21 protein-coding genes and 1 other RNA gene are annotated in these 21,812 nt (G+C 61.5%); 17 read left to right on the top strand and 5 right to left on the bottom strand.

Features of this window, described 5'->3' with window-relative positions:
• Positions 1–46: 46 nt before the first annotated feature.
• Positions 47–850 (bottom strand): inositol-1-monophosphatase, encoded by an 804-nt coding sequence (gene suhB, locus AHA_RS08610; RefSeq protein ID WP_016350372.1) that lies wholly within the window; start codon positions 848–850, stop codon positions 47–49.
• A 201-nt stretch (positions 851–1,051) separates the two neighbouring features.
• On the opposite strand from suhB, the gene AHA_RS08615 reads away from it, so the two are divergent.
• From AHA_RS08615 to emrD, 3 genes are all read left to right on the top strand, one after another.
• A complete protein-coding gene (locus AHA_RS08615; RefSeq protein WP_011705601.1) occupies positions 1,052–1,507 on the top strand; it encodes a hypothetical protein in 456 nt (151 codons plus the stop codon).
• 192 nt (positions 1,508–1,699) lie between these two features.
• The gene (locus AHA_RS08620; RefSeq protein WP_011705602.1) at positions 1,700–2,362 is read left to right on the top strand and encodes a glutathione S-transferase family protein; all 663 of its coding nucleotides are present in this window, start codon (positions 1,700–1,702) and stop codon (positions 2,360–2,362) included.
• A 250-nt stretch (positions 2,363–2,612) separates the two neighbouring features.
• Positions 2,613–3,812, top strand: a complete 1,200-nt coding sequence (gene emrD, locus AHA_RS08625; protein ID WP_011705603.1) for a multidrug efflux MFS transporter EmrD — start codon at positions 2,613–2,615, stop codon at positions 3,810–3,812.
• Between the two features lie 165 nt (positions 3,813–3,977).
• Here emrD and ssrS read toward each other — a convergent pair.
• Positions 3,978–4,160: non-coding RNA, 6S RNA (ssrS, locus tag AHA_RS08630), on the bottom strand.
• A gap of 16 nt (positions 4,161–4,176) precedes the next feature.
• Positions 4,177–4,509 carry a cell division protein ZapA gene (gene zapA / locus AHA_RS08635; RefSeq protein ID WP_016350376.1) on the bottom strand — a complete coding sequence of 111 codons (333 nt, stop codon included), beginning with the start codon at positions 4,507–4,509 and terminating at the stop codon, positions 4,177–4,179.
• Positions 4,510–4,682: 173 nt separating this feature from the next.
• On the opposite strand from zapA, the gene AHA_RS08640 reads away from it, so the two are divergent.
• The 6 genes from AHA_RS08640 to gcvP all read left to right on the top strand — a co-directional run bounded on the left by AHA_RS08640 (position 4,683) and on the right by gcvP (position 13,178).
• Entirely contained in the window at positions 4,683–5,252 is a 570-nt protein-coding gene (locus tag AHA_RS08640) for a UPF0149 family protein (protein WP_011705605.1), read from the top strand.
• Positions 5,253–5,435: 183 nt separating this feature from the next.
• Positions 5,436–6,653 carry a 2-octaprenyl-6-methoxyphenyl hydroxylase gene (gene ubiH, locus AHA_RS08645; RefSeq protein ID WP_011705606.1) on the top strand — a complete coding sequence of 406 codons (1,218 nt, stop codon included), beginning with the start codon at positions 5,436–5,438 and terminating at the stop codon, positions 6,651–6,653.
• 89 nt (positions 6,654–6,742) lie between these two features.
• Positions 6,743–7,978 carry an FAD-dependent 2-octaprenylphenol hydroxylase gene (locus AHA_RS08650; RefSeq protein ID WP_164927599.1) on the top strand — a complete coding sequence of 412 codons (1,236 nt, stop codon included), beginning with the start codon at positions 6,743–6,745 and terminating at the stop codon, positions 7,976–7,978.
• A gap of 478 nt (positions 7,979–8,456) precedes the next feature.
• Entirely contained in the window at positions 8,457–9,554 is a 1,098-nt protein-coding gene (gcvT, locus tag AHA_RS08655) for a glycine cleavage system aminomethyltransferase GcvT (RefSeq protein WP_011705608.1), read from the top strand.
• Between the two features lie 105 nt (positions 9,555–9,659).
• Positions 9,660–10,049 (top strand): glycine cleavage system protein GcvH, encoded by a 390-nt coding sequence (gene gcvH, locus AHA_RS08660; protein ID WP_010634317.1) that lies wholly within the window; start codon positions 9,660–9,662, stop codon positions 10,047–10,049.
• 252 nt (positions 10,050–10,301) lie between these two features.
• A complete protein-coding gene (gcvP, locus tag AHA_RS08665; protein WP_011705609.1) occupies positions 10,302–13,178 on the top strand; it encodes an aminomethyl-transferring glycine dehydrogenase in 2,877 nt (958 codons plus the stop codon).
• Between the two features lie 114 nt (positions 13,179–13,292).
• Here the strand turns inward: gcvP and AHA_RS08670 are convergent, their stop codons facing one another.
• The gene (locus AHA_RS08670) at positions 13,293–14,366 is read right to left on the bottom strand and encodes a permease (protein WP_011705610.1); all 1,074 of its coding nucleotides are present in this window, start codon (positions 14,364–14,366) and stop codon (positions 13,293–13,295) included.
• 106 nt (positions 14,367–14,472) lie between these two features.
• Between AHA_RS08670 and AHA_RS08675 the strand changes: the two genes are divergently transcribed.
• From AHA_RS08675 to AHA_RS08705, 7 genes are all read left to right on the top strand, one after another.
• Positions 14,473–14,769 (top strand): ArsR/SmtB family transcription factor, encoded by a 297-nt coding sequence (locus tag AHA_RS08675; protein ID WP_011705611.1) that lies wholly within the window; start codon positions 14,473–14,475, stop codon positions 14,767–14,769.
• Positions 14,770–14,855: 86 nt separating this feature from the next.
• On the top strand, positions 14,856–15,224 hold the full coding sequence (locus tag AHA_RS08680) for an ArsR/SmtB family transcription factor (protein WP_049049137.1): 369 nt from the start codon (positions 14,856–14,858) through the stop codon (positions 15,222–15,224).
• A 3-nt stretch (positions 15,225–15,227) separates the two neighbouring features.
• Entirely contained in the window at positions 15,228–15,656 is a 429-nt protein-coding gene (gene arsD, locus AHA_RS08685) for an arsenite efflux transporter metallochaperone ArsD (protein ID WP_011705613.1), read from the top strand.
• A 68-nt stretch (positions 15,657–15,724) separates the two neighbouring features.
• On the top strand, positions 15,725–17,524 hold the full coding sequence (gene arsA, locus AHA_RS08690; protein ID WP_011705614.1) for an arsenical pump-driving ATPase: 1,800 nt from the start codon (positions 15,725–15,727) through the stop codon (positions 17,522–17,524).
• Positions 17,525–17,580: 56 nt separating this feature from the next.
• Positions 17,581–18,657 carry an ACR3 family arsenite efflux transporter gene (gene arsB / locus AHA_RS08695; RefSeq protein ID WP_065478010.1) on the top strand — a complete coding sequence of 359 codons (1,077 nt, stop codon included), beginning with the start codon at positions 17,581–17,583 and terminating at the stop codon, positions 18,655–18,657.
• Positions 18,654–19,085 carry a glutaredoxin-dependent arsenate reductase gene (arsC, locus tag AHA_RS08700; RefSeq protein WP_011705616.1) on the top strand — a complete coding sequence of 144 codons (432 nt, stop codon included), beginning with the start codon at positions 18,654–18,656 and terminating at the stop codon, positions 19,083–19,085. The genes arsB and arsC overlap by 4 nt, the downstream gene beginning before the upstream one ends.
• A gap of 140 nt (positions 19,086–19,225) precedes the next feature.
• Entirely contained in the window at positions 19,226–19,975 is a 750-nt protein-coding gene (locus AHA_RS08705; protein ID WP_011705617.1) for a class I SAM-dependent methyltransferase, read from the top strand.
• Between the two features lie 110 nt (positions 19,976–20,085).
• On the opposite strand, the gene AHA_RS08710 is transcribed toward AHA_RS08705, so the two are convergent.
• On the bottom strand, positions 20,086–20,331 hold the full coding sequence (locus tag AHA_RS08710; RefSeq protein ID WP_164927789.1) for a hypothetical protein: 246 nt from the start codon (positions 20,329–20,331) through the stop codon (positions 20,086–20,088).
• Between the two features lie 166 nt (positions 20,332–20,497).
• Between AHA_RS08710 and AHA_RS08715 the strand changes: the two genes are divergently transcribed.
• Positions 20,498–21,790, top strand: coding sequence for an MFS transporter (locus AHA_RS08715; protein WP_011705619.1), 1,293 nt, complete (start codon positions 20,498–20,500; stop codon positions 21,788–21,790).
• Positions 21,791–21,812: the final 22 nt, after the last annotated feature.

Here is a 21,812-nt window from a genome sequence, read left to right on the forward strand (position 1 = left end):
CCCGGCCTGGGCCGGGTTTGTGGTACGTGTGCTGCGAGAGGCTGGCTTATTTGGCCAGGGACTCCGGCAGGTTCTCACGGATCTTGCCGAGCATCTCTTTCAGAACGCGCGGGTTGGCAACCACGATGTTGCCGGAGTTTTCATAGTTGTGACCACCGACGAAGTCGGTGACGATGGCGCCGGCCTCTTTGGCCAGCAGCTCACCGGCTGCGGTATCCCAGGGTTTCAAGCCGATTTCCCAGAAACCGTCGACGCGACCGGCAGCCACGTAGGCCAGATCCAGTGCGGCAGAGCCGGCACGACGGATGTCGGCACACTCGATGAACATGCTCTGGAACATCTTCAGGTACGGCTCGATGTGGTGCTTCTGCTTGAACGGGAAACCGGTGGCCAGGATGGTGCCGGCCAGCTCTTTGGCCTTGCCGACACGGATGCGATAACCGTTCAGCTGGGCGCCGCTACCACGGGTAGCAGTAAACAGCTCGTCACGGATCGGATCGTAAACAACGGCTTGTTCAGTCTTGCCCTTCACGCGCAGGGCGATGGAGACAGCAAAGTGCGGAATGCCTTTGACCAGGTTGGTCGTGCCATCCAGTGGGTCAATGATCCATTGGTAGTCCGGATTGGTACCGGTAATCTCACCAGACTCTTCAGCCACGATGCTGTGTTCCGGGTAAGATTTTTTGATGGTGTGAATGATGGCCGCTTCGGCTTCACGGTCAACGTTGGTCACGAAGTCATTGCTGCCTTTCTGGATAACCTCGATGTTCTCGGGTTGAGAGAAGGCTTTTACTACTACTTGACCGGCGTTGCGCGCAGCGCGCACGGCGATATTCAGCATCGGATGCATAGGTTCACCACTGGATGTTAAAGAACGGGGAATAAAAGGACGCGGTATCATACCAGTCTTCGCGAGAATGGCAACCGTTATACGCCATCCCCCCAGCCTTGGCGACTGCCAGATCTGACGGCTCCAATATAGGCTCCTTTTGGTCTAGTCTTATGGGCAGCAGCCGAATAACAGGCTGCATTGAGCATAGGGACGTGGATCATGAATTTGTCATTAGTCAGTCAAAAACCGTCGGCAATCACTACCCAGGGGCTGCTGGCTGCCTTGCGCGCATCGACCGGATATGGCGACTACTTCAACGAGGTGAGCATTGCCCAGCCTTGCCAATGGCAGCCAGGCAAGGAAGAGGCGGCGATCTTGCTGCTCGATGGCGATGCGGCCTGGCCGGAATTTGCCTGGCAGCGCAACAGCGATACGTTCGGCTTGCCGGTGTTGCCGCTGCTGATGCGCAAAGGCGATGCCACCCTCACCATTCAGGGGCCGGACGTGCGGGACCCGCGCTTCTACTTCGTCTCAAACGGTATCGTGCTGGAAGAGTCTGAACTCGCCGATCCCGCCTGCAGCCGGGTGCTGCTGAGCAAACTGGAGTCCTACTTCCCGCTCTTGTCCCGCCTGATCCTGCTGCGCCAGCGCCAACCCATGGGGTTGTGCAACTAGTCACGATCCTCCATGCGTCCGGGCTGTTCAAGCGGCACAATATTTGTCATAACTGACCAGTATTGTGCCGCTTTGCCATGCTGGCGTCGGAGCAAATGTCGGTGCGGCATCCGCTCTGTGTCCCGTTGTCGTCTCGCATGAGCGAGGCTGTGGCCGTCTCTGCACCAATGTGTGAATCACAAGGAGTTCATGATGATCGATTTTTACACCGCCGCTACGCCCAATGGCTTCAAGGTGGCGATTGCCCTGGAAGAGCTGGGCTTGCCCTATCGGGTGATCCCGCTCGATCTGTCGGCGCTGGATCAGAAGAAGCCCGAGTTTCTGGCCATCAACCCCAACGGCCGTATCCCGGCCATCGTCGATCGGGATAATGGTGACTTCGCCGTGTTCGAGTCCGGCGCCATCCTCCTCTATTTGGCGGAGAAGGCGGGCAAGTTGCTGCCGGCAGATCCCAAACGCCGCTCCCAGGCCATCCAGTGGTTGATGTTCCAGATGGGCGGGGTCGGTCCCATGATGGGGCAGGCCAACGTCTTCTATCGCTACTTCCCGGAGAAGATCCCGGCCGCCATCGAGCGCTACCAGAAGGAGGGGCGCCGTCTGTTCGAGGTGCTCGACAGCCATCTGGCCCATCACGAATATCTGGCCGACGAGTACAGCATCGCCGACATCGCTACCTGGCCCTGGGTGCGCATTCATGACTGGAGTGGCATCTCCATTGAGGGGTTGCCGCATCTGCAAGCCTGGATGGACCGGATGGCAGAGAAGCCCGCCTGCCAGAAGGGGATCACCATACCGCCGCGCAACGAGAAGCCGGAGGATCTGGTCAAACAGGCCCAGCAGATGGTAACGCGTTGATTTTTATTGCTGACGGGACTAAAAATCCCGTCACATTAGAAAAACTAGGGAAAGCTGATTATAAAGATTCGTTCGTTTTTCGTGATCTGAATCACTAAGATCACCGCAAGCCTAGGGAGTGTCCTGCTCCCGGCCGGTGCGGGTTCTCCGCCTTGTATTTTCACCTTTGATTGACTCTGTGTTTTTGGATCCCCTCTGCAGGTTTCTGCCAGGGGTGCGGCAGCTTTTTGATGATTTTCGGGACTGAGATATGTATCGGCACAGTTTTTATCCGCTGTTTTTTCTGACCATTCTGATGGTCGCTGTGGGCCAGATGACCCAGACCCTGTATGTGCCCTCCATTCCCATGATTGCGGGGGACTTCAACGTGGCCTCCGGCCAGTTGCAGGCGGTGATGGCCTGTTACCTGATCCCGTACGGGCTCTCCCAGTTTGTTTACGGCCCGCTGTCGGATCGCATCGGCCGTCGCCCCATCCTGCTGATCGGCATGATGGTGTTTCTGGTGGGCACCCTGACCATTCAGTTGATCCCAAGCTTCATGGCGCTGCTGGTGGGCAGCTTCATTCAGGGGCTGGGCACCGGAGCGGGTGGCGCCATGAGCCGGACCGTGATGCGCGATCGCTACAGCGGCGCCGAGCTCAACCGGGCCAACAGCCTGGTGAGCATGGGGGTGATCTTCTCCCCGCTGTTGGCGCCGGTGCTGGGCGGCTGGTTGACCGAGCTGTTCAACTGGCGTGCCGGGTACTGGTTCCTGTTCGGTTTCGGTGCGGTAACGACCCTGGCGCTGCTGGCCTGGTTTGCTGAGACGCTGCCGGCGACCGCACGCCAACAGCCGCTGCGAGTCGGTGCCGCCTATCGCCACGTACTCGGCAATCCGCGCTTTCAGGGCAACCTGCTCTGCCTGATGGCGACTTTTGCCGGCCTGGCGGTGTTCGAGGCGGCGGCCGGCGTGCTGCTCGGCGATGTGCTCAAGTTGAGTGCCCGCACCGTCAGCGTGCTGTTCGTCCTGCCGCTGCCCGGTTATCTGTTCGGTGCCTGGCTCTCTGCCAAGCTCAGTTTTCGCCTGAGTCAGGGTAAGCTGATGCGCCTTGGCATCGTCTTCCTGGCGCTGGGGTCGCTGATCATCCTGCTGCCGGGTCTGTTCGGGGTAGTGAGTGCGGCCTCCCTGGTTGGCGGCGCCGCCGTCTACTTCATCGGCAGCGGCATCCTCTATCCGACCGCTACCTCCTGCGCCATCGAACCCTTCCCGGGTCAGGCGGGCACCGCCGGTGCCATCCTCGGCGGCATGCAGAACCTGGGGGCCGGTATCGTGACGCTGCTGGCAGCCTGCTTCCCGATGGAAGGGCAGGTGACCCTGGGGGCCATCATGACACTGATGGTGCTGATCGTGGCGCTGAGCTTCCTCTGGCTGCGCCACCACGGCTCACCCCATCAACAGATGGCTGTCTGAGCCGAGCGCTAGAAAAGACCCGCCCAAGCCGGCGGGTTTTTTATGGGCCGCTTCTGGTGTGACTGGCGCTGCGGGCAGTGTCGAAGGGTTGCAGCGGCAGCGGAGAGCGGATGGCGCAGGAGATAAAGAAAAAGCCCGTCACGTTGGTGACGGGCTTTTTGCTGTTGGTACCCCGGAGATGCCGTTGCCGGTTTGGGCCCTTGAACCGTCGGTTCAAGGCGGGGATCGGATCTGACCGCAGGCTTCTCGGTCGTGCCGAGCATGCGCAATAGCCAGAAGGCAGATCCCCTGTTTGGTATGAATATCGGCTCGGGGACTTGAACCGGCTGACAAACACCCCAGGGAATTTTAAAACGGTGGACGATTAGGGCTGCAGGCCTTCGTCGCTGGATTCGCCATATTGTCCGTGCTCGATCAAGGCCGCTTCGATGGTGCGTTGCAGCATCTTGATCCGCTTGTCCATGGTCTCAGAGTATTGGTGATTTTTCTCTTTTTCAAGGCAGAGCTCATGGCAAAAATTGAGCGCTGCCATCACCGCCAGCTGTTCGTTGCTGGAGACCTTGGAGCGTTGACGCAGCTCGATGAGTTTATCAGTCAGCTGGTCGGCGGCCTGGCGCAGGGCATCCTGCTGTCCCAGGGGACAGGATACCTTGTAGGGACGTCCCAAAATGACGATTTCTACGGCCTCTGTGCTCATGCCTTCCTCAATACGGCGGAGCTGATTTCCGCCTTTATCCACGTGGACAACTGGGCGGGACTATATAGCGCAGATGCAGAAGTTTCAAGGCCTTGCTGGCTCTGGAAGGGGGAGAATGCTAGGATCCTGACCATTAATTCTGCATATTTGCCTGAACTTTGAGCGGATCTTCGATGAGCAAAACGAACCCCCTGAAATACGCGGCCGTGGCCGACCTGATGGAGCAGCATGAGCTGATGGCGACGGCTGTAGAGGCCCATGGCGTGATCTGCGGTCTGGTGTGCGGTGGTGTGGCACTGGACGACAAGAGCTGGCTGCCCCATTTCAATGATCTGGTCAACGACGGTTTTGGTCTGCCGGCCCCGGTGCGCCAGGTGATGACCGATCTTTATCACCAGGTGATCGAGAGCCTGATGGCCCAGAAAGGGGTCGAGCTGCTGCTGCCAAGCGACGAAGCGCCGCTTGACGAGCGTATCGACTCGCTGGTGGATTGGTCCCAGGCCTTCCTGGCCGGTTTCGGCGTGGTGCAGCAGGAGCTCTCCAAGGCTTCCGAAGAGCTGCAGGAGATGATCCAGGATATCGCCAGCATCACCCAAGTCTCCGCCGAGTTCGATCAGGAAGATGAAGAGAACGAAGCCTCCTTCCTGGTGCTCTACGAGCACGTGCGCCTCGGGGTGATGATGAGCTTCGAGGAGTTCGGCAAGCGGCCGGATGCCCCGAGCACGCCGCCGACCCTGCACTGAGTCGGTCGAACCCTAAAAAGAGCGCCTGGTGGCGCTCTTTTTACATCGGGATGTTGCCCGCGCCAGACGGCCGTGATGAGGCAAGTGACGACAGGGACTGCGCTTTTTTGCCCGTGGCTTCGCATCCCGACCCCACGCTTTGTGTTAGCATGACCCCACGTTTTCAGTCTTTCCCCTCATCTCATGTCTCAATCTGATCTGAATCACGTCGATGTGGCCATCGTCGGTGGTGGAATGAGCGGCGCCGTGCTGGCGCTCTCCCTCGCGGCCCTGCCAGGGCCCAAGCCCCTGCAGATCCTGCTGCTGGAGGCGAGTGCCCCCGAGCTCAATGCGCATCCCGGCTTCGATGCCCGCGCCATCGCGCTCTCCGCCGGCACCTGCGAGGCGCTGGCCCGGCACGGGCTCTGGTCCCGTTTTGCTCCCCATTGCAGCCCCATCAGCCAGATTCATGTGTCCGATCAGGGCCACTTCGGCCAGGCCGGCTTGACGGCGGCGGAGTATGGCCTGCCAGCCCTTGGCCAGGTGATCGAGCTGTCGGCGGCGGGCATTGCGTTGCAGCAGGCGATTGCCGCCTGCCCGCAGATCCGCATGCTGTGTCCGGCCCAGCTCGAGCGCGTGGAGCCATTGGCGGAGGGGGTTAACCTGACCCTGGCCGGTGGCGAGCGTTATCAGACCCGCCTGCTGGTGGCGGCCGATGGCGGCAACTCCTTCGTGCGCCAGCAGTGCAAGCTGGCGGTGAGCCGCCACGACTACGGCCAGAGCGCCATCATCGCCACCGTGAAGACGGCCGAAGATCCGGCCGGACGGGCTTTCGAGCGTTTCACCCAAGGAGGGCCGCTGGCCCTGCTGCCGATGCAGGACGGGCTCTCCTCCCTGGTCTGGAGCGTGGCGCGGGATGAGGCGCCAGCCTTGATGGCGCTCGATGACGCCGCGTTTCTGGCCCGCCTGCAACAGGCCTTCGGCTGGCGCCTCGGTCGCTTCCTGCAAACCGGTCAGCGCCACGTCTATCCGCTGGTGCTGACGGTGGCCGACTACCCGCTGGCCCAGCGCACCGTGCTGGTGGGCAACGCCGCCCATCTGCTGCACCCCATCGCCGGTCAGGGCTTCAACCTTGGCATGCGCGATCTGGACCTGCTCACCCGGGCGGTGGGCCGGGCGCTGACGACGGGGGAGGATATCGGCAGCTTTGAGGTGCTCAGCGGCTACTGGCAGCAGCGCAAGGGGGATCAGGCCCAGACGGTCTGGCTCACCTCTTCGCTGGCCCAGCTCTTCTCCAATGATCATGACCCGCTGGTGGCGGGCCGCAACCTGGCGCTCTCCCTGATGGGGCGGCTGAGCTGCCTCAAGGCGCCGCTGGCCTCCCGCACTCTGGGCTTTGTCGCCGATGTGTGCCGCCCCTGAGGCGAGGTGACGTCATGGGTATTGAACGGGTGCGCCTTCGGGCGTGCCCTCGCTGATCCCGGCGATCAGCCTTGAAAGGATATAGAACGATGCAGATGCAAAACGTGGATGTGGTGATTGTGGGGGGCGGCATGGTGGGCCTGGGGCTCGCCGCCGCGCTCAAGGGAAGTGCGCTCAAAGTCGCGGTGATCGAGGGCCAGCTGCCGGAGCCCGCGCTTGACGAGGCGCCGGACAACCGGGTCAGTGCCCTGAGTCTGGCCAGCCAGCACATCCTGCAGCAGGTAGGCGCCTGGCGCGGGATCGAGGCCCGTCGCCTGCAGCCCTACGGGCAGATGGAGGTGTGGGAGCAGGACAGCTTTGGCCGGATCGCCTTTGATGCCGCCAGCCTGCGCCAGCCCGAGCTCGGCCACATCGTCGAGAACCGGGTCATCCAGCTGGCGCTGCTGGAGGCGATCCTCGATGGCGACAATATCCAGCTGCTGAGCCCGGCCCGGGCGAGCAGCCTGCAAAGCGGCGAGGCGGGCTCCCTGCTGCTGCTGGAAGATGGCCGCGCGCTGTCGGCCAAGCTGGTGGTGGCGGCCGATGGCGCCCACTCCTGGGTGCGCCGGCAGGCCGACATCCCGCTCACTAGCTGGGATTACGGCCACCACGCGCTGGTGGCGACGGTGCGTTGTGTCGAGCCCCATGAGGCGGTGGCGCGTCAGATCTTCACCCCCGAGGGGCCGCTCGCCTTCCTGCCCCTGTGGCAACCGGATCTCTGCTCCATCGTCTGGTCGGTGCCAGCTGCCCGGGCCGAGGCGCTCTGTCAGTGCGATGAAGAGCAGTTCAACCGCCAGCTCACCACCGCGTTCGACGGTCGGCTGGGGCTGTGCAAGGTGGCAGGGGCGCGCAGCGCCATCCCGCTCACCGCCCGCTATGCCCGCGACTTCGCTCGCGAGCGGCTGGTACTGGTGGGGGATGCGGCTCACACCATCCACCCGCTGGCGGGGCAGGGGGTCAACCTGGGCCTGCTGGATGCCGCCGCCCTGGCCGAGCAGATCCTGCGCAATCAGGCGGCGGGCAAGGACATCGGCCGGCTCGCCAACCTGCGCGGCTATGAGCGCTGGCGCAAGAGCGAGGCGGCCAGCATGCTGGCGGCGATGGAGGGGCTCAAGCGGCTGTTCGCCGGCAGCAACCCGCTCAAGAAGCTGGTGCGTGGGGCCGGGCTGTGCGCCTTCGATCTGCTGACGCCGCTCAAGCAAAGCGTGATCCGGGCCGCCATGGGGTTAGAGGGTGAGTTACCGGCCTTGGCCAAGGGGAACAATTTGCCGACCCGGCCGAAGTAAGAGGGTGATCCGGACCGCCATGGGGCTGGAAGGCGAGCAGCCCGCCCTGGCCAAGGGTGAAAAAATCTAATAATACCCGGCTGTTTTCACAACAAAACTAATGTGATGAGGCTGATGACCCGGTTTGGGCATCAGCCTTTAATCTGGGCGCTCAGGGAAACGTTTTTCTCCAAATTGTGACGAAACGGTAAAAATCGAAATTTAATATCGCCATTACCGGGTTTGGTCTGTTTTTATCTCTGTTTTTACCTTAGTGTCTGGGGTCTGTTTACTGGCGGTGGATTAGTTTTTTTTGAGCGGCATGCGCGTCCGCTTGGCTTATAATCCGCTGCGTTCAAGGAATCACTCTTGCCCTGCGGGGCCGGAACGAGCACAGACTCAGGCACGTCGCTTGCTGCCACCCAGGTAGATAGCTGGATGGTGGCTGCCGGGCGAGCGATGCGTGAGTGTTGTCGCGAACGCTTAAGGAAACACAGCGATGATCCAGACTACAGTACTGCATCCCAAGCACCTGGAAGCCGGCGCCAAGATGGTGGACTTCCACGGTTGGGAAATGCCCATCAACTACGGCTCGCAGCTGGAAGAGCACCATCAGGTGCGCACCGATGCCGGCATGTTCGACGTCTCCCACATGACCATCGTCGATTTGACCGGCGAGCGGGTCAAAGCCTTCCTGCAACACCTGCTGGCCAACGATGTGGCCAAGCTCACCGTCTTCGGCAAGGCCCTCTACAGCGGCATGCTGACCCCGGAAGGCGGTGTCATCGACGACCTCATCACCTATTACCTTGGCGAGACCTTCTACCGCCTGGTGGTCAACTCCGCCACCCGCGAGAAGGATCTGGCCTGGATCCGCCACCACGCCCAGGACTTCGGGGTGACCGTGACCGAGCGTCCCGAGCTCGCCATGATCGCGGTGCAGGGCTCCAACGCCAAGGCCAAGGCGGCCAAGGTGTTCAGCGCCGAGCAAAATGCCGCAGTGGAAGGCATGAAGCCCTTCTTCGGCGTGCAGGCTGGCGAGCTCTTCATCGCCACCACCGGCTACACCGGTGAAGACGGCTACGAGATCGTGGTGCCGCAAGAGCAGGCGTGCGATCTGTGGCAGGCGCTGCTGGACAATGGCGTGGCCCCTTGCGGCCTGGGTGCCCGTGACACCCTGCGCCTCGAGGCTGGCATGAACCTCTACGGCCAGGACATGGACGAAACCGTCTCTCCGCTAGCCGCCAACATGGCCTGGACCATCGCCTGGGAACCGAGCGATCGCCAGTTCATCGGCCGCGCCGCGCTGGAAGCCCAGAAAGCCGCCGGCAGCCAGCCCAAGCTGGTGGGGTTGGTGATGGAAGAGAAGGGTGTGCTGCGCAGCGGCATGCCGGTCACCTTTACCACCGCCGCTGGAGAAGAGCGGGAAGGTGTGATCACCTCCGGCTCTTTCTCGCCCACCCTGGGGTACAGTATTGCGTTGGCGCGGGTGCCCCGTGATATCGGCGAACAGGCCTCGGTGGAGATCCGCAAGAAGCTGGTCACCGTCAAAGTGACCAAGCCGGCTTTCGTGCGAAACGGCCAGAAGCTGGTGTAACGACCCATTGCGGCGAAGGGGCTGCCCTTCGCCAGACCCCCTTGCCCCGGCAACGTCTGTCGAACGCGCCGGGACAAGTGATCCAAGTGAATAAAGGAAGCACAAATGAGCCATATCCCGAGCGAACTGAAATATGCCACCTCCCACGAGTGGATCCGTGTCGAAGCCAACGGCGAGGCCGTAGTCGGTATCACCGAGCACGCCCAGGAGCTGCTGGGTGACATGGTGTTCGTCGATCTGCCGGAAGTGGGCAAACAGGTCGGTGCCGGTGATGACTGCGCCGTGGCCGAGTCGGTCAAGGCCGCCTCTGACATCTACAGCCCGGTGAGCGGCGAGATCCTGGCCGTCAACGAAGAGCTGGAAGGCAGCCCCGAGCTGGTCAACTCCGACCCCTACGGTGCCGGCTGGCTGTTCCGCATCAAGCTGGACGACGCGGGCGAGCTCGCCAACCTGCTGGATGCCGAAGGCTACCAGAACGTGGTGGACGAAGAGTAATGCCCCCGGGCCCTGCCAATGCGCAGGGCCCGCTTGTATAGGTGCCCGTCGGCCTGGAGGCCGACCGGCGAGGGTGAAGTCGTCCGCACCGGTTTGTCTGCGGCCAACCGGTCAGCCGCAAGACGACCCCCTGTCGCTATGAGCGACATCCGGTGCCGGCAGGGGCCACCCTGCCAGCCGAACATGAGTGAAGCCGGCCGAGGCCGGCTGTCAGGCACTTAGTTATCAGGACTTTTTATCAGGAATAGGGAAATGACCCAGTCACTGTTTGAACTCGAGCAAAAAACCGATTTCATCCGCCGTCACATCGGGCCGGGTGAGGAAGATCTGCGCGCCCTGCTGGCCGTGGTGGGCGCCGAGAGCCTGGATGATCTGATTGAGCAGACCGTCCCCGCCGCCATTCGCCGGCCGGGCCCGCTCGGCATCGGCGCCTCCATGACCGAGGTGGAAGCGCTGGCCAAGCTCAAGGGCTATGCGGCCCAGAACAAGGTCGCCAAGAGCTACATCGGCATGGGCTATCACGATACCCATGTGCCCCACGTCATCCTGCGCAACGTGCTGGAAAACCCGGGTTGGTACACCGCCTACACCCCGTACCAGCCCGAGCTGGCGCAGGGCCGTCTCGAAGCCCTGCTGAACTTTCAGCAGCTGACGCTGGATCTAACCGGCATGGATCTGGCCAGTGCCTCCCTGCTGGATGAAGCGACCGCCGCCGCCGAGGCGATGGCGCTGGCCAAGCGGATGGCCAAGTCCAAGTCCAACCTCTTCTTCGTGGCCGACGACGTGCACCCGCAGGTGATCGACGTGGTCAAGGAGCGGGCGGTCCACTTCGGTTTTGACGTGGCCGTCGGCCCGGCTGCACAGGCCTGTGCCGAAGAGGTGTTCGGCGCCCTGTTCCAGTACCCCACCACCACAGGGGAAGTGAAAGATCTGCGGGTCCTCATCGCCGCCGTACAGGCCCAGAAAGGGCTGGCCTGTGTCAGCGCCGACCTGCTCTCCCTGCTGCTGCTCAAATCCCCTGGCGAGCTGGGTGCCGACGTGGTGCTGGGCTCAGCCCAGCGCTTTGGCGTGCCCATGGGTTACGGTGGCCCGCACGCCGCTTTCTTCGCCACTCGCGATGCCTACAAGCGCTCCATGCCGGGCCGCATCATCGGTGTCTCCAAGGATGCCCGTGGCAAGGCCGCCCTGCGCATGGCGATGCAGACCCGCGAGCAGCACATCCGCCGCGAGAAGGCCAACTCCAACATCTGTACCGCTCAGGTGTTGCTGGCCAACATGGCGAGCTTCTACGCCGTCTACCACGGCCCGGTGGGACTGAAAACCATCGCTTCCCGCGTGCACCGTCTGACCACCATTCTGGCGCTCGGCCTCAAGGCCAAGGGCGTGGCCCTCAAGCATGCCAGCTGGTTCGATACCCTGACCGTGCTGACCACGGGCAAATCAGAGCTGATCGCCAAGGCCGAGGGGCTCGGCATCAACCTGCGCGCGGATCTGGACGGCGCGGTGGGCGTGTCGCTCTCTGAAACCACCACCCGTGGCGATGTGGCCGAGCTGTTCGAACTGTTCCTGGGCACAGGCCACGGTCTGGATATCGAGGCCCTTGACCAGGCGGCGCAGGCCCATCACGCTATCCCGCAGGATCTGCTGCGCACCGACGCCGTGCTGACCCACGAGGTATTCAACAAGTACCACTCCGAGACCGAGATGCTGCGCTACATCCACCGTCTCGAAGCCAAGGATCTGGCGCTCAACTACGCCATGATTTCCCTGGGCTCCTGCACCATGAAGCTCAACGCCACCGCCGAGATGATCCCGGTGACCTGGCCCGAGTTTGGCAAGCTGCACCCGTTCGCCCCGCTGGCCCAGGCCAAGGGTTATCAGCTGCTGCTGGCCGACCTCGAAAACTGGCTGGTGAAGGTGACCGGTTACGATGCGGTCTGCATGCAGCCCAACTCCGGTGCTCAGGGCGAATACGCCGGTCTGCTGGCCATCAAGAAGTACCACGAGTCCCGCGGCGAGGGGCATCGCGACATCTGCCTCATTCCTGCATCCGCTCACGGTACCAACCCGGCCTCCGCCCAGATGGCGGGCCTGCGGGTCATCGTCACCGCCTGTGACAAGTCGGGCAACGTGGATCTCGACGATCTGCGCGCCAAGGCCGCCGAGGCGGGGGATCAGCTCTCCTGTCTGATGGTGACCTACCCCTCCACCCACGGGGTGTACGAGGAGACCATCAAGGAGGTGTGCGACATCGTTCACCAGCACGGTGGTCAGGTCTATCTGGACGGCGCCAACATGAACGCCCAGGTGGGCCTCACTGCACCGGGCTTTATCGGGGCGGACGTGTCCCACCTCAACCTGCACAAGACCTTCGCCATTCCTCACGGCGGTGGCGGCCCGGGCATGGGCCCCATCGGCGTGAAGAAACACCTGGCGCCGTTCGTGGCCGGTCACGCCGTGGTCAAGACCGACAAGGAGAGCCGCAACAACGGCGCCGTGTCGGCGGCACCGTTCGGCTCGGCCAGCATCCTGCCCATCAGCTGGATGTACATCGCCATGCTGGGGGACGAGGGGCTGAAGAAATCCACTCAGGTGGCCATCCTCAACGCCAACTACCTGGCCAAGAAGCTGGGTGAATCCTTCCCGGTGCTCTATTCCGGCCGCAACGGTCGGGTGGCCCACGAGTGCATCCTAGATATCCGCCCGCTCAAAGAAGCCTCCGGCATCAGCGAGATGGACGTGGCCAAGCGGTTGATGGACTACGGCTTCCACGCGCCGACCATGAGCTTCCCGGTAGCGGGTACCCTGATGGTCGAGCCGACCGAGTCAGAATCCAAGCGCGAGCTGGACCGCTTCGTCGAGGCGATGACCTCCATTCGCGCCGAGATTGCCAAGGTACAGGATGGGCAGTGGAGCCTCACCGACAACCCGCTGGTGCATGCGCCGCATACCCAGGATGACGTGATGGATGCAGAGTGGTCCCGTGGTTACAGCCGCGCCGAAGCGGTCTTCCCGTCGGAGGCTGTGCGCGCCGCCAAGCTGTGGCCGTCGGTCAACCGCATCGACGACGTCTACGGCGATCGCAACCTGTTCTGCTCCTGCATCCCGACCGAGGATTACGCCAAGTAAGTGGCTCACTGATCACGGCCATTCAAGTTGGAAACCAACAATGCCCTGCAATCGCAGGGCATTTTTCTTTTGTGTCGCTGATAGCGGTTGTGAGCGATTGGGTGCTAGGGCGGTTTAGAGAAGCCACTGTGTCAAGTAACCCATCATGACGGCCATCCCCAGGATGACGGTCAGGAACGCAAGAATCATAGGTGTTCTGAACATCGACTTGAGCAGGATCACCTCGGTCAGGCTGGCTCCTGCACTACCGATAATCAGCGCCATCACCGCCCCCATGCCCATTCCTTTGCCCAGCAATACCGATGCCAGCGGGATAACGGCTTCTGCCCGGATATAGAGCGGAATACCCACAACTGCGCTGAACGGGATCGCCAGCGGGTTGCCTGCCCCGGCGTGGGCCGCTATCCATTCGGCGGGGATGAAGCCGTAGATAAATGACCCTATCAGCACCCCCAGCAACAAGTAAGGAAGCACGTCTTTGAATTGCTGCCAGGCATCGAGACGCGCTTTGGCGAAGGCAGTGAGAATGACTGGGGCCTGAGTCAGTGCCGCAGTGCCATCTGCGCAGCAAGAGAGAGTTGATGCGGCCTCATTGGATTGCATAGTACAGCAGGATGTCTGGGCCTTTAGCGGTTTGATGGACTTGATTACCTTGCTTGAGCAGCAAGCTGTTGCGCTCACACTGGCAGGTTCACTTGTCGTGGTGCTACAACCGGTGCCGCAGCTGCTTTGCTTGGCCTCTTTGGGGTCAATGACATGACGCTCAAACCCCAGCATGTCCAGCAGCATACTCGCCAGCACAGAAACGCCTGCTGCAATCACGGCATACAGTACCGTCACTTTCCAGCCGAAGGTGGCCCACATCAGGCCGACGATGATGGGGTTGAGCAGCGGTGAGACAAACAGAAAGGTCAGGGTTGGCCCAAAACCGGCTTTGGCAGACAAGAGTCCGCGCAGCATAGGAATGGTTGAGCAACTGCAAAAAGGGGTCAAAGCGCCAAGTGCTGCTGAAATAAAATATCCTCTGCCTTTTCGTGCCCCCAGCATGGCCTGGATCTTGGTGTCAGGTATCTTCTGGCGGATCAGGCTGACCCCGGCACTGATCACCAGGAACAGCACAGAAAGCTCGAAGGCCAGGAACAAAAACATCTGAGATGCATCTCTCAGCATGGTTAACCAGTCATTCATCTTCATGTCCTGTTTTATTTACTATATTTCCAAAATAATCGAATCATCGAGGTGATCAAGATATTTCTGGTATTATCGAAATATACGTTCTCGAGAGGAGTGAGCTATGCAATTGGAAGAGGTTGCCAAGGCATTGAAAGAGCTGGGTCATCCGACTCGTTTGTTCATTTTCAAGCATTTGGTCAAAGCAGGGGAGCAAGGCTTGCCTGTCGGAGACTTGCAAAAGCAGCTCGCGATTCCCGCGTCGACCCTAAGCCACCACATTGCCGCGCTGGTCTCGGTTGGTCTGGTCAAGCAGAACCGGGAGAGCCGCACCCTGCTGTGCGTCTCTCAATACGACGTGCTGGAAGAGATCATCGCATTTTTCCGTGAAGAGTGTTGCGTAAACGGTCGCTCAACCTGAACAGATTCACAGCAGTACCAAGCCGCCTTGATCATTTCAACTATTCTTGTATAGTTGTAATAATGGGGTGATTGATAGAGGTTCAAATGAATAAAGATATTGCTACTAAAGTCTTCGAGTCTCTGTCGTCCGGCATCCGCCTTGATGTATGGCGCCTGCTGGTCAAGGCCGGGCTGGAAGGGCAAGTCGCTGGCCAGTTGGCCAGCGAGCTCGACATTGCTCCTAACACGCTTTCATTTCATCTGAAAGCCATGCTGCATGCGGGCTTGCTCTCGGTGGAGCAGGAGGGACGCTTTTTACGCTATCGCGCCAACATTCCCCTGATGCTCGATTTGATCGGTTATCTCACCGAAGAGTGCTGCGCCGGTCATCCGGAAGCCTGCGGGGTGATGAGGGCTGAGTCTGGCTGCTCACCCCATGTATTGCCTGCGCAGCCATGCTGCAATAAGGAGTAGAGCATGAGACTGATACAAGTTTTTGACCCGGTCCTGTGCTGCTCCAGCGGCGTCTGTGGCACAGACATTGACCAAAATCTGGTGATCTTCGCTGGCGATGCCGAGTGGCTCAAGCAGCAGGGGGGATCTCTATATCGCTTCAATTTGGCGCAACAACCTCTGGTTTTTGCTGAAACCCCGGCGGTGGCTTCTTTCCTGGAACTGTCCGGTGAAGAAGGGCTGCCTGTGATCCTGGTGGATGGCCAGGTGGTTCTCACCGGTCGTTATCCCAGCCGCGCTGAACTGATCCGCTATGCAGGGCTGGGGTTGCCGAAAGCACCAGAAAGCGATGGTGCCGAAGTTGAACAGCCAGCAGCCGAACCCAACAAAGCCGGTGCCATCAAAGGGATCGTCAAGAGTGGATGCTGCTCCGGCAGCAGTGGTTGCTGCTAGGCGCCATCGCCAGGTTGGCAAGTTCTCTGTTCGGCCAATTGCCTCGTTATTCCTGATAGGAGTCTCTCATGTCCCCGTTGCTGAACTACTCGTTTCTCAATGATGCGCCCCCCTTTCTCTTTTTCACCGGCAAGGGTGGGGTGGGTAAAACATCGCTGGCATGTGCCAGTGCGGTTGCCTTGTGTGACAGTGGCAAACGGGTACTGCTGGTCAGCACGGATCCGGCTTCAAACGTAGGCCAGGTGTTCGATACCCAAATAGGCAACAGCATTACCACCATCGCGGCAGTCAGTGGGTTATCAGCACTGGAGATTGACCCGCAAGCTGCCGCGCAAGCCTATCGCGAACGTATCGTTGGCCCGGTGCGCGGCAAGCTGCCCGAGAGCGTGATACGCAGCATTGAAGAACAGCTTTCCGGTGCCTGCACCACGGAGATCGCCGCCTTTGACGAATTCACCGCGCTCTTGACCGACAGCTGCCTGGTGGGGGAATACGACCATATCGTGTTCGACACGGCGCCGACCGGTCACACCATCCGTCTGTTGCAACTGCCGGGGGCATGGAGCGAATTTCTGGCGCAGGGCAAGGGCGATGCTTCCTGTCTGGGGCCATTGGCCGGGCTGGAAAAACAGCGCAGCCAATATGCCGAGGCTGTTGCGGCCCTTTCCGATGCCGGAAAAACCCGGCTTATTCTGGTTGCCCGGGCGCAAGCCTCGACCCTGCGGGAAGTGGCGCGTACCCATGACGAACTTGCCGCTATCGGCCTTGCCAATCAGCAACTGGTTATCAATGGCATCTTCCCCCAAAGCGAGCTGGCGGATGATCCCCTGGCGACTGCCGTGTGGCAACGTGAGCAGCAGGCGATGGCTGATATGCCAGCGCTGCTGGCAAGGCTGCCACAAGACAGCGTGCCGCTGTTGGCGACCAATCTGGTGGGCGTGGACAGCCTGCGCCAGTTACTCGGTGCAAGCACCGTCAGTGGGGTTAATGAGATCGAATGCACTATCGCCGAGTCATGCAACCAGCAACACCCCGGATTGAAGCAACTGGTCGATGAGCTTGCTACTGATAGTCACGGGCTCATCATGCTGATGGGCAAGGGTGGGGTGGGTAAAACGACGTTGGCGGCGGCAGTGGCGGTAGAGCTCGCCAGCCGGGGTCTGCCAGTTCACCTGACCACTTCAGATCCCGCTGCCCATCTGGGAGAGACCCTGGCTGGCGCCTTGCCCAGCCTGGAGGTCAGCCGTATCGATCCCCACGCCGAGACCGAGCGTTATCGTGCCCAGGTGCTGGCCACCAAGGGGGCGAGTCTGGATGCCCAGGGCCGCGCCCTGCTGGAAGAAGATTTGCGCTCCCCCTGCACCGAAGAGATCGCCGTGTTTCAGGCCTTCTCGCGGATCATTCGCGAGGCGGGCAAGCGCTTCGTGGTGATGGATACCGCCCCCACAGGCCATACCCTGCTGCTGCTCGATGCGACCGGCGCCTACCACCGCGAGATCGCCCGTCAGATGGGGGGCAAGGGGCTGCACTTCACCACCCCCATGATGCAGTTGCAAGACCCGAAACAGACCAAGGTGATGATCATCACCCTGCCCGAGCCCACCCCGGTACAGGAGGCGACCAACTTGCAAGCCGACTTGCGCCGCGCCGGTATCGAGCCCTGGGCCTGGGTGGTCAATCACATGTTGGCCCCGACCAGTGTCACCTCGCCACTATTGGCCCAGCGAGCGTATCGCCAGCAGCCCCATATCGACGCGGTCAAGCAGGAACATGCGAAGCGTTATGCCGTGGTGCCCCTGCAGGCTGTCGAGCTGGTGGGGGTGAAAGCGCTGCAAGATTTATGTCACCCCATCCACAAGTCGGGGTAAGTGCATCAGCCCCCTCTAGCCTTAATTCTGATTTACCTCATATACGGAGTCTTTTGATGAATACCAGTATTTGCTGCGATCTGCCCGTCAGCAAAAAAATGCGTTTTCTAGACCGCAATCTGACCCTCTGGATCTTTGTCGCCATGGGCATTGGGGTTGGGATTGGCTATCTGTTTCCTCAAGTTGCCCAGTGGAACGAGGCGATGTCGGTCGGGACCACCAATATCCCGCTGGCCATTGGCCTGATCCTGATGATGTACCCGCCGCTGGCCAAGGTGAACTACGCCACCATGGGGGCCATGACCCGGGATCGCCGCGCCATCACCCTCTCGCTGGTGATGAACTGGCTGGTGGGCCCCATCTTGATGTTCGTCATCGCGCTGGTGTTTTTGCACGATCAGCCGGGCTATATGGTGGGCCTCATCCTGATCGGTCTGGCGCGCTGCATCGCCATGGTGCTGGTGTGGAACGATCTCGGCGGCGGCAGCAAGGAGTACGGCGCCGGCCTGGTGGCGCTCAACAGCGCGTTCCAGATCCTCACCTACAGCCTGATGGCCTGGTTGTTTATTACCGTGCTGCCGCCGCTGTTTGGCCTGCAGGGCTTTGCGGTGGACATCACCATGCTGGATATCGCGCAAAGTGTGCTGATCTATCTGGGCATTCCCTTCCTCGCAGGCTTCCTGAGCCGTCACTATCTGGTCAAGGCGAAAGGGGAGAAGTGGTACACCGAGCGTTTTATTCCGGCAATTTCCCCCATCACGCTGATCGCGCTGCTGCTCACTATCGTGCTGATGTTCAGCCTCAAGGGGGAGATGATCGTCGAACTGCCCATGGATGTGCTGCGGGTCGCTGTACCCTTGGTGGTCTACTTCGTGCTGATGTTCTTCACCAGCTTCTTGGTGGGCAAGAAACTGGGCATCCCCTATGACAAGAACGCCTCCATCGCCTTTACCGCCACTGGCAACAACTTCGAACTGGCCATCGCCGTCGCCATCGCGGTGTTCGGGCTGAGCTCGGATCAGGCCTTTGCTGGGGTGATCGGCCCGCTGGTGGAGGTTCCCGTACTGATCGCCCTGGTCAATGTCGCCCTGCGCATGCAGCGCTCTTATACCAACCCAGAGAACCCATCATGAATGACGCCCACATCACCATCTACCACAACCCGGCCTGCGGCACTTCCCGCAATACGCTGGCGCTTATCCGCAACTCAGGCGTTGAACCTACCGTTATCCACTATCTGGATACACCGCCCAGTCGCGACACCCTGCTGGCCTTGATTGCCGCCATGGGGATGCCGGTTCGCAACCTGCTGCGCCAGAACGTGCCCCCCTATGAGGCGCTGGGACTGGCCGAGAACCAGTTCAGCGACGATGAACTGGTCGATGCCATGCTGGCACACCCCATTCTGATCAACCGGCCCATCGTGGTGACTCCGCTTGGCACCAAGCTGTGCCGCCCGTCAGAAGTGGTGCTGGAGATACTGCCGAGCCCCCAGCAAGGAGCCTTCAGCAAGGAAGATGGGGAGCAGGTGGTGGATGCACAAGGCAGGCGCATCGGCTGACCCCGGCACTCAGGTGCGTGGCGATGATGCCGGGCCGCCATGAGGGGGTGGTTGCCTTGCCGGTTGCGTTCGGGGCAGGATGAGGGGCGGGGCGATTGACTCAGCCCTGATCCCGTACAGATCCAGCACAAGGAGTGGCAATGGACAGTACCCAGCGATTCTCGACCCGGGTCGAGGCCTATGTGAAATATCGGCCAAGTTATCCTGCCGCAATGCTCGATTTTCTGGCCAGCGCGTTGGCCATGGGGCCGGCTGCCCGGGTGGCCGATATCGGGGCCGGCACCGGCATCCTGACCGCACTGCTGGCCCCCCTGGTGGAACGGGTCTGGGCGGTCGAGCCAAATGCGGAGATGCGCGGGGCGGCCCGGCACCAGCTGCAGACAGTAGCCAATATCGAGTGGCAGGATGGCAGTGCCGAAGCCACCGGTCTGGCGGACGGGTCGGTGGATCTGGTGACGGTGGCGCAGGCGTTTCACTGGTTCGATCGCGCCGCCTTCAAGCAGGAGTGCCGGCGGCTGCTCAGACCCGGTGGCCGGGTCGCCCTCATCTGGAACGACCGGCTGACCGACACCCCATTTCTCAAGGCTTATGAGGCGGGGCTGCGCACCTATTCGGGAGATTACGAGGAGGTCAATCACCGCAATCTGGGCGAAGGGGACTTTCAGGCCTTCTTCGAGGGGGAGTACCGGCTCGATCGTTTCGCCAACCGCCAGCTATTCGATCTTGACGGAGTGCTGGGGCGGCTCAACTCCTCTTCCTATGCCCCGGTGGCCGGCTCGCAAGCCCATGCCGAGCTGACGGCGCTGATCGCCCGGGAATTTGCCCGCCATGCGGTCGATGGTGTAATTGCCTTCAACTACGACACTCTGGTCTACAGCGGTCGGGTGTAGCAGTCGGGGGTAGCAAGGGGCCCAGATAAACAGCGGGCCCTTGCCACCGGTGGCGAGGGCCCGCAAGGGCATGGCTGATCCTGTTCGCAGCGGTGGGCTGTGTTCTCGCGCTAACTCTTGTTCAACCCCAGCATGGTCATCGCCTTGGCCAGGGTATCGACGGACTCCTGATGCTTGCCCGCCTTGTGCAGGACTTCCCCCTCGGCGCGCAGCTTCTTCACCTCGGCCAGTTTGTCGGCGCTGAGGGCGGGTTTGGCGGCGAGGGCATCATCGATCTTCTTCATGTCGGCGGGGCAGTGAAAGGCGAGGGCGCTGCCGGTAAAGAGCAGGCTGGCCAAAAGCAGGGCTGGTTTCATGTCGGCTGTCTCCACTGTGATGGCCATGATGGGACGCTCCATCATGGGATACCCAGCAAGCATAGCTCGCGGTCCGCGCCCTGGCGGGGCGCTCGGGTTGAAGTGGGCGGGAAGCAGACGCTACCATGGTGGTTTTGCTCACGATTGAGCCAATCAGGGAGACCCCATGATACTCGCAAGGTTCCTCTCACCCCTGACCAGTCTGGTGATCTTCATTCTGGGCCACGGCATGTTCAACACCCTGCTGACGGTGCGCCTGTCTGCCGAGCAGGTATCGGCCCAGGCCATCGGCCTGGTATCGGCCGCCTACTTCGGCGGTCTGGTGCTGGGGGCCTTCGTCAACGCCCGCCTCATCATCCGGGTCGGTCACATCCGGGCTTATGCGGCCTACGCCTCCCTGCTCTGCTTTCTGTTTCTGCTGCACGGCATGGTGGTGGAGCCGCTGAGCTGGGCGGCGCTGCGGCTGGTGGGGGGCTTTGCCACCGGCGGCCTGTTCGTGGTGCTGGAGTCCTGGATGCTGGTCTCCAGCACACCGGCCAACCGGGGCCGGCTGATGTCCCTCTACATGATCCTGCTCTACGGCTCTCTGGCCATGGGGCAACTGCTGCTCAAGTGGGTGGATCCCATGGTGCTGACCCCGTTCGCCCTGTGCGCCATGGCGGCGACCCTGTCGGTGATCCCGCTGGCGGTTTCCCGGGTAGCGACCCCGGCCATGGTGGCACCCCAGCCGGTCGGCGTGCTGGAGCTGGTGCGCCTCACCCCGGCGGGGATGGGCAGCAGCTTTACCTCCGGCCTCATCCTCGGGGCCATCTACGGCCTGCTGCCGCTCTATTTTACCGACAGCGGTTCGTCGCTCTCCAAGGTGGCGGACATGATGGCGCTGGTGATCCTGGGGGGCATGTGCCTGCAGTACCCCATAGGGCGTCTCTCCGATCGCTACGACAGGCGGCTGGTGATCCTGCTGCTGGGCGCCGTGCTGGCGCTGCTGGCCCTGTTGATGGTGCTGCTGCCCGCCGGCTGGCGCGAGCCGCTGATGGGTGGGCTGGTATTTCTGCTGGGCGGCATGGCGTTCTCCATCTATCCCTTGAGCCTCAGCCATGCCTGCGACGAGCTGCGCCCGGATCAGGTGCTGGGGGCCAATCAGGGGTTGCTGCTCGCCTACAGCCTGGGCGCCATGACCGGGCCGCTGCTGGCGCCTTTTGTCATGGCGCAGTTCGGGCCAGAGGGGCTGTTCGTCTATTTCGCCCTCTGTGGCCTGCTGCTGACAGGGTATCTTGGCTGGCGCAAGCGGCAACGAGCGCCCATTCCGCTGGCCGATCACCAGGTGTTCATCCCGGTGCCGCCCAATACCCCCATGACGGCGGAGCTGGAGCCGAGAACGGATCTGGCGGGGGAGGCGGTACCCGCCAGCTATGCCACACCCGGATCGGATGAGGGTCAGCAGACGAAGGCTGGCTGAGTCGCGGGTGCGTACCAATAAA

The organism is Aeromonas hydrophila subsp. hydrophila ATCC 7966, assembly GCF_000014805.1.
GTDB classification, from domain to species: domain Bacteria; phylum Pseudomonadota; class Gammaproteobacteria; order Enterobacterales; family Aeromonadaceae; genus Aeromonas; species Aeromonas hydrophila.